A 12253-nucleotide genomic window follows, 5' to 3' on the forward strand; every position below is an offset into this window, starting at 1 on the left:
GTCTACTTCCGTTAACGGTGTCGCCCCGCAGGGCGCGCCGGCGCTTAGAGGCGGAACTCTTCGCCCAGATAAACGCGTTTTACCTGCTCGTCGGCCAGAATAGCATCCGGCGTGCCGTGGGCAATCAGTTTGCCCTGGCTGACGATGTAGGCGCGTTCACACACGTCCAGCGTCTCGCGCACGTTGTGGTCGGTGATCAGCACGCCCAGGCCGCTGTCACGCAGGTGCTCGATGATTTTTTTGATGTCGATAACGGAAATCGGATCCACCCCGGCGAAGGGCTCGTCCAGCAGAATGAATTTCGGGTTGGCCGCCAGCGCGCGGGCGATTTCGACGCGGCGGCGTTCACCGCCGGACAGCGCCTGGCCGAGGCTGTCGCGCAGATGGGAGATGTGGAACTCTTCCATCAGCTCTTTGGCGCGGTCTTCGCGCTGTTCGCTGGTGAGATCGGGACGGATCTCCAGCACCGCCATCAGGTTATCGTACACGCTCAGGCGGCGGAAGATCGACGCTTCCTGCGGCAGATAGCCGATGCCGCGGCGCGCGCGGGCGTGCAGCGGCAGCAGGCTGATGTCTTCTTCGTCGATCACGATGCGCCCGGCGTCGCGCGGCACGATGCCGACCACCATGTAGAAGGTGGTGGTTTTACCGGCGCCGTTCGGCCCGAGCAGGCCGACGATCTCGCCGGATTTCACTTTCAGGCTGACGTCTTCGACAACTTTACGGCCCTTGTAGGCTTTCGCCAGGTTTTCTGCGATGAGTGTTGCCATAAGTGATTAGTTACTCTTTTTTTGCCCGTTTTTGTCTTGCAACTGCGACGGTACCAGAACCGTTGTCACGCGTTTGCCTTTGTCGCTAAACGCCTGCATTTGCTGCTGTTGCACCAGATAGGTGATGCGATCGCCTTTCACGTTGCTGTCGAGCTGCTCCAGATAGGCGTTGCCCGTCAGGGTCACCAGCTGGGTCGCCACGTCGTAACGCACTTTCTGCGCGTGGCCTTTGACCGGCTTGCCGCTGTCCTGCATCTGGTAGAAGGTTACCGGGTTGCCGAACGCTTCAATATAGGTCTTATTCTGATCTCCGCCCGGGCGGGTGACGACCACCTTGTCGGCGCGAATATCGATGGTGCCTTGCTTGATCACCACGTTGTCGGTGAAGGTGCTGACGTTGCTTTGCATGTCCAACGACTGTTTGAGCGAGTCGATGCTCACCGGCTGGCTGGAGTCGGATTTCAGCGCCAGAGCGGGGGCGCTGGCGGCCAGAACTAAGCTGCCGAGCAACAGGTTACGGAGTTGGTTTTTGGTTCTGAATTTCATAGTTGGTCTTAACCTTATCAATCAGCTCAGCGGTTTTGGTCCGCAGGTTCCCACGCATTTTCATGCCGTTAGAGGTAAAATTGGTCCCGAAAAGCGTGACTTCGTCATCGGAGGTGACGTCCTGGGTGACCAGGTTTACCTGAGCGTTGTCCGTCTTAATTTTTTCCAGCTGCGAGGTGGTGGTCAGGCTGTTTACCTCGACGTGACCATACAGATACAGCATCCGGTCTTTAGTCAGTTTGGCGCGATCGGCGCGAACTGACCAGGTGGCCACCGCATTCTCATCGAACAGCGTCATTACCGGCTGGGTGAACCAGCTCAGCTCGCCGGCGGTGTAATACTTCGCGTCTTCCGCCACCAGTTTGTAATTCAGCTTGCCGGCCGGGTTGTACACCACGGTGACCGTGTGCTGGCTCTGGTAGGTCGGATCCTTATCGTTGACCGGGCCAGGGGCCGTGTCGTCGCTGAAGTCCGTCATGTTCCAGCCGATCAGCGCCAGAACGATCACCGTCAACAGGATGGTGATCCACAGTTTGGTTTTACTCATATCGACAGCCCTTTGGCGTCCTCCAGCTTATTTTGAGCCAAAAGAATGATGTCGCACAGTTCGCGCACTGCACCGCGGCCGCCGGCAATGCGGGTGACGTAGTGGGCACGCGGCGTCAACAGCGGATGTGCGTCCGCCACCGCGACCGCCAGGCCGACCTGCGCCATCACCGGCCAGTCGATCAGGTCATCGCCGATATAGGCGACCTGATCCGCCGTTAACGACAGTTTATCCAACAGTTCGCGGAAGGCCAAAAGCTTATCGGACTGCCCCTGATAAAGATGGGTGATACCGAGCGTCTGCGCGCGGTCTTCCAGCAGCTTGGCGGAGCGACCGGTGATGATCGCCACCTCGATGTCCGAGGTTTTCAAGCAGCGGATGCCGTAGCCGTCGCGCACGTTGAACGCCTTCAGTTCTTCACCGTTGTTGCCCATGAAGATCAGGCCGTCCGACAGCACGCCGTCAACGTCGCAAATCAACAGGCGGATGTTCCCGGCACGCGCCATAACCTCTTGTTCTACCGGCCCGTAGCAGGTTTCTACCATACCCATTCCGTTCTATTCCTTAATTAAACGACGCCGGCGCGCAGCATGTCATGCATATGTACCACACCCAGCAGTTGGTCGCCATCGGCAACCAGCAGCGCGGTGATGTGGCGTTGTTGCATCAGGTTCAATGCATCGACCGCCAGGATGTTGGGGCGCACCCGCACGCCGCCCGGCGTCATGACGTCGGCGATCTTCGCCTCGTGCAGGTTGATGCCCATGTCGAATACCCGGCGCAGGTCGCCGTCGGTGAAGATGCCGGCGATTTTCATCAGATCGTCGCAGACCACCGTCAGACCCAGATTTTTGCGGGTGATTTCCAGCAGCGCGTCGCGCAATGAAGCCTCGGCGCTGACGTGGGGCATTTCGTCGCCGCTGTGCATAATATCGCTAACCCGCAGCAGCAGTTTGCGGCCGAGTGCGCCGCCCGGATGCGACAGCGCGAAATCTTCCGGCGTGAAACCGCGCGCTTTCAGCAGCGCGACGGCCAGCGCATCGCCCATCACTAGCGTGGCGGTGGTGCTGGTGGTCGGCGCCAGCCCCAGCGGGCAGGCTTCCTGCGGCACCTTGATGCACAGGTGGATATCCGAGGCCTTGCCCATCGAGCTTTCCGGATTATTGGTCATACAGATGAGGGTGATCTGTTGGCGTTTCAATACCGGGATCAGCGCCAGGATTTCGCTGGACTCGCCGGAGTTGGAGATGGCGAGCACGATGTCCTGTGGGGTGACCATGCCCAAATCGCCATGGCTGGCTTCCGCCGGGTGAACAAAGAATGAGGGCGTGCCGGTGCTGGCGAAGGTCGCGGCGATCTTGCAGCCGATATGGCCGGATTTGCCCATGCCCATCACCACCACTTTGCCGCCGCAGGCGGCGATGGTTTCGCAGGCGTGGGTGAAGTCTGCGTTGATGTAGCTGTCGAGCTGAGCCAGCCCTTCACGCTCTATCTGAAGCACTTCTTTGCCGGCCTGCTGAAAATCGAAGCCCGGTTGCAACTCAATGTTCGACATACTCATTCCCGTCGGTTTAGCCGAAAGTACTGAAAGGGTTAAAGAACAGCACCGCAAGATACGCAATAAAGCCGCATAATAACAGCGCGCCCGCCAGGTGGCCGATGCGGTGTTTGCGGCCGATGCACAGCACGCTCAGCAGCACGCTGGCCGCCAGCATCACCCAGTAATCGCGCTGGAAGGCGGCGGTGTCCACGCTACCCGGCGACAGCAGGGCGGGGACGCCCAGCACGATCACCGTGTTGAAAATATTGGAGCCGATGATATTACCAATCGCCATATCATCCTCGCCCTTCAGCGCCCCGGCGATGGAGGTGGCCAGTTCGGGCAGGCTGGTGCCGATGGCGATAATGGTCAACCCGACCACCAGTTCGCTCAGGCCGAAATAGTGCGCAATCACCGTCGCGTTATCGACCACCATCCTGGAAGAGAGCGGCAGAATGATAAACGCCAACACCAGCCACAGCACCGCCACGGTGTTGCTGCTGTCCTGCGGCAGCTCGGCTATCTGCTCCATGGTCAGGCTGTCGCTGCCCTCGCGCTGCGCCAGCCGGGCGATTTTCAGCATTAGCAGGATGAAGCCGGCGGCGGCGGCCAGCAGCAGCACGCCGTCCAGCCTGCTCAGGGTGCCGTCCATCAACACGAAACCGCACAATACTGTGACCGCTAACATCAGCGGCAGTTCGCGCCGCAGTATCTCGGAGCGCGCGGCCAGCGGGTGAATCAGCGCCGCCACCCCCAGGATCAATAAGATGTTGGTGATGTTGGACCCTAATACGTTGCCAACGGCCATATCTATCTGCCCGTTCAGCGCGGCGGTGGTGGATACGATCAGCTCCGGCAGCGAAGTGCCGATGCCGACGATGGTCATGCCGATGATCAACGGCGGTACGCCGAGCGAGCGGGAAATCACGGCAGCACCATAAACTAAGCGGTCTGCACCATACACCAGTAGAAATAAACCAACGATTAATAATGCTATCGCGAGAAACATGCAGGGTCCTTTGTCGGGTATTATCCCGGTTCGTTGGTTAAAGCCGTCAATGCGGCGGTATTGCTTGCCCCCCGTTGCGCGCGTTTGAGCTGCAGCAACGGTTTTTCCCGGCTAATAGTTGAACAGTTTCGTTTTTTTTCGTTATGGCGCCAATTTTGACCGGGTGGCGCGGAAAAGTAAAACCAATGGCACCATTGGTTGCGAAATGGCAGTAAGTTTTTGTAAAGATGAGACGGATTGCGCCCATTGCTTTAACATCACGGGTAGATTCAGCAAAAGATGAGTCGTAAAGGGTCCATTAACATGCTCCAAAAGGCAGATAATTTGGTCGAAGTGCGCGACATGAGCTTCTCGCGCGGCGACCGACGGATATTTGAAGACATCAACCTGACGGTGCCTCGCGGTAAGGTCACGGCGATCATGGGGCCATCGGGCATCGGCAAAACCACGCTGCTGCGCCTGATCGGCGGCCAGTTGGCGCCGGACAGCGGGGAGATTTGGTTCGACGGCGACAACATTCCCGCGTTGTCCCGCCGTCAGTTATACGACGCGCGTAAAAAGATGAGCATGCTGTTCCAGTCGGGCGCGCTGTTTACCGATTTGACCGTATTCGAAAACGTGGCCTACCCGCTGCGCGAGCACAGCAACCTGCCGGAGCCTTTGTTGCGCAGCACGGTGCTGATGAAGCTGGAAGCGGTGGGGCTGCGCGGCGCGGCCCAGCTGATGCCCAATGAGCTTTCCGGCGGCATGGCGCGCCGGGCGGCGTTGGCGCGCGCGATCGCGCTGGACCCGGAGATGATCATGTTCGACGAACCCTTCGTCGGCCAGGATCCGATCACCATGGGGGTGCTGGTCAAGCTGATCGACGAGCTGAACCATGCGCTGGGCATTACCTGCATCGTGGTGTCGCACGACGTGCCGGAGGTGCTGAGCATCGCCGACTACGCCTACATCGTGGCCGATCACCGGGTGATCGCCGAAGGCACCACGCAGCAATTGCAGAACAATCCTGATGCGCGTGTGCGCCAGTTCCTGGATGGTATAGCGGATGGGCCGGTGCCGTTCCGCTATCCGGCCGGGGATTATCAGACCGAACTGCTAGGCTTAGGGAGTAAATAAGCTCATGTTATTAAGAGCGTTAGCGTCCTTGGGGCGCAGTGGCATCAACACCAGCGCCAGCTTCGGCCGCGCCGGGTTGATGCTGTTCAACGCGTTGATTGGCCGGCCGGAACCCGGCAAGCAGTGGCCGCTGTTGTTGAAACAGCTCTACAGCGTCGGCGTACAGTCGCTGCTGATCATCATGGTCTCCGGGCTGTTCATCGGCATGGTGCTGGGCCTGCAGGGCTATATCGTGCTCACCACCTACAGTGCCGAGGCCAGCCTTGGCATGATGGTGGCGCTGTCGCTGCTGCGCGAACTGGGGCCGGTGGTGACGGCGCTGCTGTTCGCCGGCCGCGCCGGTTCCGCGCTCACGGCGGAAATCGGCCTGATGAAGGCGACGGAACAGATCTCCAGCCTGGAAATGATGGCGGTCGATCCGCTGCGGCGCATCGTGGCGCCGCGCTTCTGGGCGGGGTTGATCAGCATGCCGCTGTTGACCATCATTTTCGTGGCGATCGGCATTTGGGGCGGCTCGGTGGTCGGCGTGGACTGGAAGGGCATCGACAGCGGCTTCTTCTGGTCGGCGATGCAGGGCGCCGTAGAGTGGAAAAAAGATCTGCTCAACTGCCTGATCAAAAGCGTGGTATTCGCCATTACCGTAACCTGGATTGCCATTTTCAACGGGTACGACGCGGTGCCTACCTCTGAAGGGATTAGCCGGGCGACGACGCGTACCGTGGTGCATTCGTCACTGGCGGTGTTGGGATTGGATTTCGTGCTGACAGCACTGATGTTTGGGAATTGATTCGATGCAAACGAAGAAGAGTGAAATCTGGGTTGGGGCATTTATGCTGATCGCGCTGTGCGCCATCGTGTTTATCTGCCTGCAGGTGGCGAACCTTAAATCGATCGGCAGCGAGCCGACCTACCGCATTTACGCGACGTTCGACAACATCGGTGGCCTGAAACCGCGTTCGCCGGTGAAGATTGGCGGCGTGGTGATCGGCCGCGTGGCGGACATCGAACTCGATTCGAAAACCTACACGCCGCGCGTGGCGCTGGATATCCAGAAAAAGTACGACCAAATCCCGGATACCAGCTCGCTGGCGATCCGCACCTCCGGCCTGCTGGGCGAGCAATATCTGGCGCTTAACGTGGGCTTCGAAGATCCTGATATGGGCACCACCATCCTGAAAGACGGCGGCACCATTCAGGACACCAAATCAGCTATGGTTCTGGAAGACCTGATCGGCCAGTTCCTGTATAAAAGCGGCGGTCAGGACAGCGCCAAACCGGGAGACGCGGCCGCTGAGCCGGCTGCCGGCGCCACACCGCAACCCGCTGTTCCAAATCATTAAGAGAGGATACCTGCATGTTTAAACGTTTACTGATGGTGGCTCTGCTGGTGGTTGCACCGCTGGCGAGCGCAGCCGACCAAACCAATCCTTACAGCATGATGCAAGACGCGGCGCAGAAGACCTTCAGCCGTTTGAAAAACGAACAGCCGAAGATCAAGCAGGACCCGAACTACCTGCGCTCCATCGTCCACCAGGAACTGATGCCGTTCGTGCAGGTGAAATACGCCGGCGCGCTGGTGCTGGGGCGTTACTATAAAGAGGCGACGCCTGCGCAGCGCGAAGCCTACTTCACCGCCTTCCAGTCTTACCTGGAGCAGGCTTACGGCCAGGCGCTGGCGATGTACCACGGCCAAACTTATCAGATCGCGCCTGAACAGCCGCTGGGCAATGCCGACATCGTAGCCATTCGCGTCACCATCATCGACAACGGCGGCCGCCCGCCGGTGCGTCTGGATTTCCAATGGCGCAAGAACAGCAAAACCGGCTACTGGCAGGCGTATGACATGATCGCCGAAGGTGTCAGCATGATCACCACCAAGCAGAACGAGTGGGCGTCTACGCTGCGTACTCAGGGCATCGACGGCCTGACCAAGCAGCTGCAGGCCGCCGCCGCGCAGCCTATCACGCTGGACAAGAAAAACTGATGTCGGCAGCGCTCAGCTTCGAATCAGAGCAGCAGACGCTGATCCTGCGCGGTGAACTGGACCGGGAAACGCTGCAGCCGCTGTGGCGGCAGCGCGACGCGCTGATGGCGGATAAAACCGCGATCGACGTGGCGCAACTGCAGCGCGTGGACTCCGCCGGGCTGGCGCTGTTGCTGCATTTGCAGGAAGAGCAGCGCCAACGCGGTGTAGCGTTGAAAATTTTCGGTGCCACCGAGCGCCTGAAAACGCTGATCGCGCTCTACAACCTGCAGGCGATAATGCCTGTCGATACCGCCGGTTAGCGGCGTTTCACGCCGCCCTTGCGTGGTAAAACGATACAAAGCCCCTGTTATGCAGGGGCTTTTTCTTTAGTTTAAGAAAACATCGTATTCCACTAAGATACTAGGCTGTTTATGATCCTTTAGCGGCAGAACTGGATACTATGGAAACCAACGAGATTAAAGACGTGCTGATGCAGGCATTGGCACTGGATGAAGCACATGTGACGGGCGACGGCAGTCATTTTCAAGCGATTGTGGTCGGTGAACTGTTCGCCGGTATGAGCCGCGTCAAAAAACAGCAGACGGTTTACGCACCGCTGATGGAATACATTGCGGACAACCGCATTCATGCCTTGTCTATCAAGGCGTACACCCCTGAAGAGTGGCAGCGAGACCGCAAACTCAACGGATTTTAAGGCTGTTTGCCCTGCCGGGCGGGCAGCTTCAGATTAGATAACAGAGAGTAGTCAGATGGATAAATTTCGTGTGCAGGGTCGGACCCGCCTGAGCGGTGAAGTGTCTATTTCCGGGGCCAAAAACGCCGCCCTGCCGATCCTGTTCGCCGCCCTGTTGGCGGAAGAGCCGGTCGAGCTGCAGAATGTCCCCAAGCTGAAGGACATCGACACCACCATTAAACTACTCAACCAGTTGGGTACCAAGATTGAGCGCAACGGTTCGGTCTTCGTGGACGCCAGCGGCGTGAACGAGTTCTGTGCCCCTTACGATCTGGTGAAAACCATGCGCGCATCCATCTGGGCGCTGGGGCCGCTGGTGGCGCGTTTCGGCCGCGGTCAGGTTTCCCTGCCGGGCGGCTGCGCGATCGGCGCGCGTCCGGTCGATCTGCACATCACCGGCCTGGAGCAGCTGGGTGCCGAGATCAAGCTGGAAGAAGGTTACGTCAAGGCGTCCGTCGAGGGCCGCCTGAAGGGCGCGCACATCGTCATGGACAAGGTGAGCGTGGGCGCGACCGTAACCATCATGAGCGCCGCGACTCTGGCGACCGGCACCACCGTTATCGAGAACGCCGCGCGTGAGCCGGAAATTGTCGATACCGCCAACTTCCTCAACACGCTGGGCGCGAAGATCAGCGGCGCCGGTAGCGACAAAATCACCATCGAGGGCGTCGAGCGTCTGGGCGGCGGCGTGTATCGCGTGCTGCCTGACCGCATCGAGACCGGCACCTTCCTGATCGCCGCCGCAGTTTCCGGTGGTAAAGTGATGTGCCGCAACACCCGTCCGGATACGCTGGATGCGGTGCTGGCCAAGCTGCGCGAAGCCGGTGCCGATATCGAAGTGGGCGAAGACTGGATCAGCCTGGACATGCACGGCAAACGCCCGAAAGCGGTCACCGTGCGTACCGCGCCGCATCCGGGCTTCCCGACCGACATGCAGGCCCAGTTCAGCCTGCTGAACCTGGTGGCGGAAGGCACCGGCGTCATCACCGAGACCATCTTCGAAAACCGCTTCATGCACGTGCCGGAACTGATCCGCATGGGCGCGCACGCGGAAATTGAGAGCAACACCGTAATCTGCCACGGCGTTGAGCAGCTGTCCGGCGCTCAGGTGATGGCGACCGATCTGCGCGCTTCCGCCAGCCTGGTGATCGCCGGCTGCATCGCCGACGGCGTGACCGTCGTCGATCGCATCTACCACATCGATCGCGGCTATGAGCGTATTGAAGACAAGCTGCGCGCGTTGGGTGCGAACATCGAGCGTGTGAAAGGCGAGTAAGTGATTAGCGCCGGCGCGGCTGCGTCGGCAGGATGAAAATCAAAGGGCCGGCTATTAATGCCGGCCCTTTTTTTTTAATTGCTGTCTTCCGGGAATTCACCCACCGTCATTTTCAACGTAATACGCTTGCCGTCGCGCAGCACGATGACCGGTATCTCGGTGCCCGGCCTGATCTCCGCCACCTGGTCCATGGTCTCCAGCACGGACACCGCCGGTTTGTTATCCACGTTGATGATGATGTCGTTGATCTGGAAACCGGCGCTGCTCGCCGGGCCGTTCGGCGTAATTTCGGTCACGATGATGCCCTGCAGGCGATCGATGCCGGAGTTGGACGAGCGCAGCGGAATAATCTCCTTGCCCTGAATGCCGAAATAGCCGCGGATCACGCGGCCGTCGCGGATCAGCTTGTCCATGATTTTGGTGGCCAGTTCGATCGGAATGGCGAAGCCGAGGCCTTCCGGCGTTTCGCCATCGGTGATTTTGTCATAGGTCAGGGTATTGATGCCGATCAGCTCGCCCAGCGAGTTGACCAGCGCGCCGCCGGAGTTGCCGCGGTTGATTGAGGCGTCGGTCTGCAGGAACGTCTGCCGGCCGGTGGTGCTCATACTGATGCGCCCGGTGGCGCTGAGGATACCCTGAGTCACGGTTTGCCCCAGGTTATACGGGTTGCCGATCGCCAGCACTACGTCGCCGACGTGGGCAACGCGGTTTTTGTTGGTCGGGATCACCGGCAGGTTGCCGGGATCGATCTTCAGCACCGCCAAATCGGTCAGGCCGTCGGAGCCGACCAGCAGCGCTTCGTAGCGGCGGCCATCCTGCAACACCACGGTGATCTGCTGGGCGTCTTTGATCACGTGGCGGTTGGTGATGATATAACCGCGTTCGTTCATGATCACGCCGGAACCGAGCGACAGCACGTTGGTGGCGCCATTCAGATTGCGGTTGTAGATGTTCACCACGGCGGGGGCGGCGCGGCGCACCGCCTTGTTGTAGCTCACCGGTGTTTCGTCGCTGGTATTCTCGGTTTTCTCTGCAAACAGGCCGTTGGAAGAGCGCAGCATGGGCAGGGCGACCAACAGCAGGCCGGCAACGATGAGACCGATAACGACGGAACGCAAGAGCTTAGCAAACATGGAGTTTTCGTGGTGTGGTGAACGATGTTCGGAGGATAGCATGAGTTAACCGGGCGCAGTATGTCACCGAGCCCGGTTTTTGCACAAATTAACGCAGCAGCAGATAAATGGTTTCGTTACCGCGCACGATATTGAGCGCCATCACCGGTGGTTTGGCTTCCAGCACCTTGCGCAGCGCGGTGATGCTGTCCACGCGCTGGCGGTTGACGCCGATGATCACGTCGCCTTTTTGCAGGCCGATCTGCGCCGCCGTCGAGCCTTTATCCACGTTCTCCACCTTCACGCCCTTGTCGCCAGTCGGCAGTGCGCCATTGCTGAGGGAAACCCCCTGCAGCGCCGGCGACAGCGTTTCGGCGTTGGTCGAGGCGCTCTCGCTGTTGTCCAGCGTGACCGAGACTTCCTGCGGTTTGCCATCGCGCAGCAGGCCCACTTTGAGGGTTTTGCCCGGTGCGGTGGTGCCGACCTTGGCGCGCAGCTCGGCGAAGCTGTTCACCGGCTTGCCGTCGACGGAAACCAGAATATCCCCGGCTTTGATGCCGGCCTTGGCGGCGGCGGATTTCGGCAGCACTTCGCTGACGAAGGCGCCGCGCTGCGCGTCGGTGTTGAAGGCTTTGGCCATGTCAGGGGTCATTTCGCTGCCCTTGATGCCGAGCAGGCCGCGTTTCACTTCGCCGAATTCGATCAGCTGCTGGCTCAGGTTCTGCGCCATATTGCTCGGAATGGCGAAGCCGATGCCGACGTTGCCGCCGCTCGGCGCCAAAATGGCGGTATTGATGCCGATCAGTTCGCCGTTCAGGTTAACCAATGCGCCGCCGGAGTTGCCGCGGTTGATCGAGGCGTCGGTCTGAATGAAGTTTTCCAGCCCTTCCAGATTCAGGCCGGTGCGGCCCAGCGCCGAGATGATGCCGGAGGTGGCGGTTTGGCCCAGGCCAAACGGGTTGCCGACCGCCACGGCGAAGTCGCCGACGCGCAGCTGGTCGGAATCGGCCATCTTGATGGCGGTCAGGTTTTTGGTGTCGCTGAGTTGCAGCAGGGCGATGTCGGATTGTTCATCGCGGCCGACCAGCTTGGCGTCCAGTTCGCGGCCGTCGTTCAACTGCACGCGGATTTTATCGGCGTTGTTGATGACGTGATTGTTGGTCAGCACGTAGCCTTTGGCGGCATCGATGATGACGCCGGAACCCAGCCCTTCAAACGGGCGGGAGCTCTGCTGTTGGCCGGGGAAATTGGGGCCGAAGAAGCGTCTGAACTCTTCCGGCAGCTGTTGACGCTGCACCTGGGTGCCTGCGACATGCACGCTCACTACGGCGGGCAAGACTTTTTCCAACATCGGCGCCAGGCTCGGCAGCGGCTGCCCCTGAACGGCAACGGGCAGGGCCGCGTTGGCCACCGGTACGGCGCTGAGCGCCAGGCCGAGGCTCATTGCCAATGCACTAAGAATTAAAGACTTTTTCTTCATTGATGATAACTCTCTCAATACCTGCCGATGAAAATTTGATGATAAGGCAATCACCTTGTCATAGTGAAGGGTAAGACCGTGAATTTGCGTGCAAAGTTCAGTAAAGGTAATGCGAAGGAAGGTCAATAAGGCAC

The 12253-nt window shown here is 59.6% G+C and carries 15 protein-coding genes; 7 read left to right on the top strand and 8 right to left on the bottom strand.

The annotated features are described in order from the left end of the window. Positions 1 to 44: 44 nt before the first annotated feature. From lptB to ACUTSC_RS00725, 6 genes are read right to left on the bottom strand one after another with little or no spacing between them, the layout of a single operon-like run. Positions 45 to 770 carry an LPS export ABC transporter ATP-binding protein gene (lptB, locus tag ACUTSC_RS00700; protein WP_004937040.1) on the bottom strand — a complete coding sequence of 242 codons (726 nt, stop codon included), beginning with the start codon at positions 768 to 770 and terminating at the stop codon, positions 45 to 47. 6 nt (positions 771 to 776) lie between these two features. Beyond that, the gene (lptA, locus tag ACUTSC_RS00705) at positions 777 to 1316 is read right to left on the bottom strand and encodes a lipopolysaccharide ABC transporter substrate-binding protein LptA (RefSeq protein ID WP_025304377.1); all 540 of its coding nucleotides are present in this window, start codon (positions 1314 to 1316) and stop codon (positions 777 to 779) included. After that, positions 1285 to 1863 carry an LPS export ABC transporter periplasmic protein LptC gene (gene lptC / locus ACUTSC_RS00710; protein WP_197767539.1) on the bottom strand — a complete coding sequence of 193 codons (579 nt, stop codon included), beginning with the start codon at positions 1861 to 1863 and terminating at the stop codon, positions 1285 to 1287. The genes lptA and lptC overlap by 32 nt, the downstream gene beginning before the upstream one ends. Beyond that, positions 1860 to 2414 (bottom strand): 3-deoxy-manno-octulosonate-8-phosphatase KdsC, encoded by a 555-nt coding sequence (kdsC, locus tag ACUTSC_RS00715; RefSeq protein WP_021505108.1) that lies wholly within the window; start codon positions 2412 to 2414, stop codon positions 1860 to 1862. The genes lptC and kdsC overlap by 4 nt, the downstream gene beginning before the upstream one ends. Positions 2415 to 2431: 17 nt before the next feature. Further along, a complete protein-coding gene (gene kdsD, locus ACUTSC_RS00720; RefSeq protein WP_197767538.1) occupies positions 2432 to 3418 on the bottom strand; it encodes an arabinose-5-phosphate isomerase KdsD in 987 nt (328 codons plus the stop codon). 16 nt (positions 3419 to 3434) lie between these two features. Then, complete coding sequence (locus ACUTSC_RS00725; protein WP_004937053.1) at positions 3435 to 4412, bottom strand: calcium/sodium antiporter; 978 nt, start codon at positions 4410 to 4412, stop codon at positions 3435 to 3437. 303 nt (positions 4413 to 4715) lie between these two features. Between ACUTSC_RS00725 and mlaF the strand changes: the two genes are divergently transcribed. The 7 genes from mlaF to murA all read left to right on the top strand — a co-directional run bounded on the left by mlaF (position 4716) and on the right by murA (position 9527). After that, a complete protein-coding gene (gene mlaF / locus ACUTSC_RS00730) occupies positions 4716 to 5531 on the top strand; it encodes a phospholipid ABC transporter ATP-binding protein MlaF (RefSeq protein WP_028127533.1) in 816 nt (271 codons plus the stop codon). Positions 5532 to 5535: 4 nt separating this feature from the next. Then, positions 5536 to 6318, top strand: coding sequence for a lipid asymmetry maintenance ABC transporter permease subunit MlaE (mlaE, locus tag ACUTSC_RS00735; protein WP_004937059.1), 783 nt, complete (start codon positions 5536 to 5538; stop codon positions 6316 to 6318). Positions 6319 to 6322: 4 nt separating this feature from the next. Then, the gene (mlaD, locus tag ACUTSC_RS00740; RefSeq protein ID WP_063988601.1) at positions 6323 to 6871 is read left to right on the top strand and encodes an outer membrane lipid asymmetry maintenance protein MlaD; all 549 of its coding nucleotides are present in this window, start codon (positions 6323 to 6325) and stop codon (positions 6869 to 6871) included. 14 nt (positions 6872 to 6885) lie between these two features. Then, positions 6886 to 7515, top strand: coding sequence for a phospholipid-binding protein MlaC (gene mlaC / locus ACUTSC_RS00745; RefSeq protein ID WP_063988602.1), 630 nt, complete (start codon positions 6886 to 6888; stop codon positions 7513 to 7515). Then, complete coding sequence (gene mlaB / locus ACUTSC_RS00750) at positions 7515 to 7817, top strand: lipid asymmetry maintenance protein MlaB (RefSeq protein ID WP_033639304.1); 303 nt, start codon at positions 7515 to 7517, stop codon at positions 7815 to 7817. The genes mlaC and mlaB overlap by 1 nt, the downstream gene beginning before the upstream one ends. Positions 7818 to 7957: 140 nt before the next feature. After that, a complete protein-coding gene (gene ibaG / locus ACUTSC_RS00755) occupies positions 7958 to 8212 on the top strand; it encodes a BolA family iron metabolism protein IbaG (protein WP_025304370.1) in 255 nt (84 codons plus the stop codon). A gap of 55 nt (positions 8213 to 8267) precedes the next feature. Beyond that, on the top strand, positions 8268 to 9527 hold the full coding sequence (gene murA / locus ACUTSC_RS00760; RefSeq protein ID WP_004937068.1) for a UDP-N-acetylglucosamine 1-carboxyvinyltransferase: 1260 nt from the start codon (positions 8268 to 8270) through the stop codon (positions 9525 to 9527). A 74-nt stretch (positions 9528 to 9601) separates the two neighbouring features. Here murA and degS read toward each other — a convergent pair whose 3' ends face one another. After that, entirely contained in the window at positions 9602 to 10660 is a 1059-nt protein-coding gene (gene degS, locus ACUTSC_RS00765; protein ID WP_063988603.1) for an outer membrane-stress sensor serine endopeptidase DegS, read from the bottom strand. 88 nt (positions 10661 to 10748) lie between these two features. After that, a complete protein-coding gene (degQ, locus tag ACUTSC_RS00770; RefSeq protein ID WP_063988604.1) occupies positions 10749 to 12119 on the bottom strand; it encodes a serine endoprotease DegQ in 1371 nt (456 codons plus the stop codon). Positions 12120 to 12253 lie beyond the last annotated feature (134 nt).

This window comes from Serratia sp. TSA_105.2 (assembly GCF_052692115.1).

Coding starts and splice junctions, on each gene's coding strand:
- lptB (WP_004937040.1), bottom strand. CDS start 770: ATGGCAACACTCATCGCAGAAAACCTGGCGAAAGCCTACAAGGGCCGT.
- lptA (WP_025304377.1), bottom strand. CDS start 1,316: ATGAAATTCAGAACCAAAAACCAACTCCGTAACCTGTTGCTCGGCAGC.
- lptC (WP_197767539.1), bottom strand. CDS start 1,863: ATGAGTAAAACCAAACTGTGGATCACCATCCTGTTGACGGTGATCGTT.
- kdsC (WP_021505108.1), bottom strand. CDS start 2,414: ATGGGTATGGTAGAAACCTGCTACGGGCCGGTAGAACAAGAGGTTATG.
- kdsD (WP_197767538.1), bottom strand. CDS start 3,418: ATGTCGAACATTGAGTTGCAACCGGGCTTCGATTTTCAGCAGGCCGGC.
- ACUTSC_RS00725 (WP_004937053.1), bottom strand. CDS start 4,412: ATGTTTCTCGCGATAGCATTATTAATCGTTGGTTTATTTCTACTGGTG.
- mlaF (WP_028127533.1), top strand. CDS start 4,716: ATGCTCCAAAAGGCAGATAATTTGGTCGAAGTGCGCGACATGAGCTTC.
- mlaE (WP_004937059.1), top strand. CDS start 5,536: ATGTTATTAAGAGCGTTAGCGTCCTTGGGGCGCAGTGGCATCAACACC.
- mlaD (WP_063988601.1), top strand. CDS start 6,323: ATGCAAACGAAGAAGAGTGAAATCTGGGTTGGGGCATTTATGCTGATC.
- mlaC (WP_063988602.1), top strand. CDS start 6,886: ATGTTTAAACGTTTACTGATGGTGGCTCTGCTGGTGGTTGCACCGCTG.
- mlaB (WP_033639304.1), top strand. CDS start 7,515: ATGTCGGCAGCGCTCAGCTTCGAATCAGAGCAGCAGACGCTGATCCTG.
- ibaG (WP_025304370.1), top strand. CDS start 7,958: ATGGAAACCAACGAGATTAAAGACGTGCTGATGCAGGCATTGGCACTG.
- murA (WP_004937068.1), top strand. CDS start 8,268: ATGGATAAATTTCGTGTGCAGGGTCGGACCCGCCTGAGCGGTGAAGTG.
- degS (WP_063988603.1), bottom strand. CDS start 10,660: ATGTTTGCTAAGCTCTTGCGTTCCGTCGTTATCGGTCTCATCGTTGCC.
- degQ (WP_063988604.1), bottom strand. CDS start 12,119: ATGAAGAAAAAGTCTTTAATTCTTAGTGCATTGGCAATGAGCCTCGGC.